At 31.7% G+C, this 4,234-nt stretch carries 1 protein-coding gene and 1 pseudogene; both read right to left on the reverse strand.

Annotated elements, in window-relative coordinates; all coding sequences use genetic code 11:
- Positions 1 to 394: 394 nt before the first annotated feature.
- Positions 395 to 2,191: pseudogene (cooS, locus tag FGK85_RS14660) on the reverse strand (anaerobic carbon-monoxide dehydrogenase catalytic subunit); the annotation flags it as partial.
- A gap of 274 nt (positions 2,192 to 2,465) precedes the next feature.
- Positions 2,466 to 3,998: a nucleotidyltransferase family protein gene (locus tag FGK85_RS14665; protein ID WP_138207854.1), complete on the reverse strand. Its 1,533-nt coding sequence runs from the start codon at positions 3,996 to 3,998 to the stop codon at positions 2,466 to 2,468.
- Between the last annotated feature and the right edge of the window lie 236 nt (positions 3,999 to 4,234).

Below are 4,234 nucleotides of genomic sequence, written 5' to 3' on the forward strand. Positions count from 1 at the left end.
GGTGTCCTCCACTTCCACTACCAATAGCTTGTAGTGTACTCCCATCACAGGATAGTCGTTGAAGTTTCCTCTTTTCGAGGCTTACCTGCTGATTGCCCATTATCGCAACCTAACGGTTTTTAACCATAAGATTGGCGCACTTAGGATTTAACCTTATGCCATCTAACTAATTTTTTCCGCTTTCGCAACTATCACGCTTAGGCCTTTTTCATCCTTGCGTTGTAGTTTAGTTAGCTTTAGGGGTTTCCAGCAATTCAAAGGATTTTGGATGTATCTCGTACATCTCTCCATGCTCTTTACGAACATGGGAGGCTGTCAACAATTTTCTAAGTTAAAAGTTGTAAAACTTTACAGAGAATTATAACTTTTTATAACTTATTTGTAACTGTTAGTTACCTCCTGTTAAATCTTTAAGAGATTCTGTCAACACTGTAGTTACTACCTTACTTCCTTCTATAAATGGTGATATAGCAAGGTGTAGAGGTAAGCCAAGAGCTAACCCAAAGGCTCCATCTGCTAAAGCTTGCTCTTCTAACCATTGTGGTGCTGATAATACCAATGGAAGCTGTGGAATGTCTATTCCTAATTCTTTAGCAAGCTCTGTAGCTACAATTTCAAGTCTTCCTATAGCTAAACATGGTCCAAAATTTAAAACTGGTGGAATTCCTAAGCTTTCACACACTTCTCTTAAGTTGTCTCCAGCAAGTTTTGCAGCTGATGGTGACATAAGTCCTACATTTTCAAGTCCTCCGCTTGAGCATCCTGCTGAAAGCACTATAATGTCTCTCTTTATAAGTTCTTTAGTTAACTCTACTGTAAACACATCGTGTCCCATAGCTGTTAAGTTAGAACAGCCAACAACTCCAGCTACCCCTTTAATTTTTCCAGAAGCTATTAAGTCTAATAGTGGCTTCCATGTTCCACCTAGGAAGTTTTTAAGAGAGATTTCACTTACACCTGTTATAACATCATCACAACCATGATTTGTTGGTATATTTACCTTAACTTCTCCACATCTTTCTTTATAGCTTTCTATAGATTTTTCTATTATATATTCACTGATTTTTTCTCTTTCTTCAAAAGAATACTTCACATATTCCGCATTAGCTTTCTTTGCTACGTCATCTAAACAGATATTTTTAACCTTAAACTCTTCACAAATAGACTCAATACCTGGAAGTGTACAGTTAAACTCTGATACTACAGCATCCACGGCACCAGTGGCTATTAATGCTTCACTGGTAAAGTTATTACCTGCATGACCTGAGAATACTTCTTTATAGTGCTCTCCTCTTAACTGTAAGTCTTGTCCTACGCAAGTACATCCTACTAATCTAAAGCCCTTAGCTCCAACTTTTTTAGCCTTCTCCACCACATCATCTTCTATTAATCTGTCTTGAAGATGAGCTATTATTGAGTGCTGATGTCCTGTTATCATTATGTTTATATAGTTCTTGTCTATAACTTTAAATCCAACCTTAGCTTGTCTTATAACTGGCTCTCCAAGCATAACATCGTTTAAAAGGTTTGTAAGTGTAAGTCCATAAAGTCCTGTGGATATGCCTAGATTCAAGCAATGTAAAAGCATTTCTACTGGATCACTGCTTAAGTTTGTAGAAGTCTTTACTACAGCGTCAAATACTTCTGATTTTGCTCCTCCTGGTAATATGTTAAGCTTCTTCCAAGTTTCGAATCTTGGCTTGTAAGCCATCTTTTCAACTATATCCATTTTTTCAAATCTTGGCTTGTATAAGTCTTTTAAAACTGCATCTGCAACCAAAACAGCTTTTTTATGCATATCATATTCATTTATTTGGAACATTTCAGCTAATCTATTTAGGGCAGCTTCTCCTTTTAATTTTCCTTTAGATTCACCTAAAGCTTTTAAATTTCTTGCAGTGCTTTCTACTATATGAAGGTAACATCCAGCTCCAGCTGCCACTGATCTTAAGAAGTTTCTAGCTACTATAGTGTCTGCATTGGCACCACATACTCCTCTTGGTGATTTTGGTGTGATTCTGCAAGGTCCATTAGCACACAATCTGCAACAAACTCCCTTTTGTCCAAATCCACATTTAACCTTTTGGGCTTCTACCCTGTGGTGTGAAGTCTCCAAATCCATTTTTGATATAAATCCTTCCAATACTTTATCTGCTGACGCACAAGTTTTACAGTTTCCACATACTGACATAAGAGATCCTCCTTATAATTTAAACCTTTTTGGTATGGTTTGGTATAGTATTATTTCCTTAAAAGTTTCTTTAGTGACCCAATAATATATATTTATCTTTTCATTAGCTTCAATTTTTATAGTTAATTTTATTACGCAACTTAATGTATACTTATTAAGTACAGTTTCAATATACTACTTTGTGATAAAAATGTCAACAATAATAATTATATAATAATAATCTTTATCGTTGACACTTTTGTTAATTCACTATTTAAATTTTACACTGCATACTTTATAATGATTGAATAACTTTTAGAACGGCTTCTTTTCTAACCTCACTAGCTTTTTCTAAATTATTTACATAACTTAAAAGTTCTTTGCTAGCATTTATATTATTGCAGCATTCCTTAAATCTACTGATTAATTTCCAAATATCTTTCATTTCTATTTCATAGCCAAATTCACCAAATATCTTTAATCTTAACAGCTTCATGAATCCTTCTTCTGTTTTTATCCACTGTTCGTAGGAACTTATATTTCTGCATATTACTTTTACCATATACATTGTTATTTTATTGATATTCTCTATCTTTTCTTCATATATAAATTCTATAGAGTTTATTTCTTTAAAACTATTTGCTATTTCCATAATTATTCTTTCCCTTATATTATCAGCTTCTTCTTCTTTAAAATGATAATATAGCTGCTTGAATACTTTTTTATCACCAAACCTATATTTTAGGAAACTTATAAAGTTCTCAAAATCTTCTGCGTTGTTTCCTAATTCAATTTGAAATAGCATTCTAAAAAATAAATTCCAGTTAAAATCAGAATTTATATTACCTAGTATAGACTCTCCTATCACAGTTGAAAATTCATCATTAAATTCTATTTCTCTTTCAAAAGTTATTTTGCTATTAAAATCTACTTGATCCTTGCTGATATCATTTAATCTATTCAATGTTTTTAGCAATGTTTCATTGTAATCATCTAAATGTTCAGCATTATTTGTTCTAAATATGTATTCCATTATTATATCGCAGGATTTTCTAAAATCCATTATAAAACCAATGTCCTTTTTAATTTTAGATGAGAAAATATCATAAATTATTTTTGAAAGCATCATTTCCATTTGGTGTTTACGAACAGCAGCATCTAAAGAATTTGTTTTATTAAACTGGTTATATAGTATAAGCAGCTGATTATCTATCATTGAAAGGTTTTTTCTTATAGAATCCATCATTTCCTTCATAAACTTATCTACTAACATATAATTGTAATTTTTATATATAATCTTATGTTCTATTTCACCCCAAAATATATCTACCAATGATTTTATTTGAAGCTCGAAGTTGATCTTTGTGTTTTCAACCTCATACACGCCGTCTATTCTATATATTTCACACCCATTTTTTTGTGTCTGAGGCTGTTTTCCTCTTAAATCCAATCTTATGTTGGGATTTAACTTATTGTAATAAAGCCCATCCTCATGAACCATATTGAAGTTTTTCTTTATAAGCTTATACATTTTATTTTCATCTTCTATAAATCTGCATTCAATTCTAACTCCTATTAAATCTGATAGGTGCTCAAATAATTCTTTTGGCTGATTATACTTTTTATAATAGTTATTTCTAAGAATTTTTTCTTTTAAACTTGATGAAGATTTCACCCTTGAACTTATATTTAAATACCCTTCAATATCATCTACTATCATCTGTTCTAGGTATTTTTCTATATTGTTTGCTGCATGATCTAAATCATCTCTCCACTTATCTAAAATACCCACAACTTCATCTATAAATTCAAACATCTGCAGTACCATTTTATCACTCCTTTAAATTTATGTGATATTACTTATGTATTAATGACCTTTTAAATCACTATAGACCCAATTATGCACATTAAAATTTTCAACTATCTTATACTTAATTATAACTTTAGTTCTGCAAAATAAAAAGTCAAATTGGTAATGCTACCAAAAAATAAATATGGCACACCGACGGTTTCCGTGATATATAAAAGTTATTACTCAATTAATCACACGGGAGGTTGTCAGTA

It is taken from the genome of Haloimpatiens lingqiaonensis, from assembly GCF_901447495.1.
Taxonomy (GTDB): domain Bacteria; phylum Bacillota; class Clostridia; order Clostridiales; family Clostridiaceae; genus Haloimpatiens; species Haloimpatiens lingqiaonensis.

Excerpts from the sequence above, each read along its gene's own strand:
- FGK85_RS14665 (WP_138207854.1), bottom strand. The coding sequence starts at position 3,998 with ATGGTACTGCAGATGTTTGAATTTATAGATGAAGTTGTGGGTATTTTA.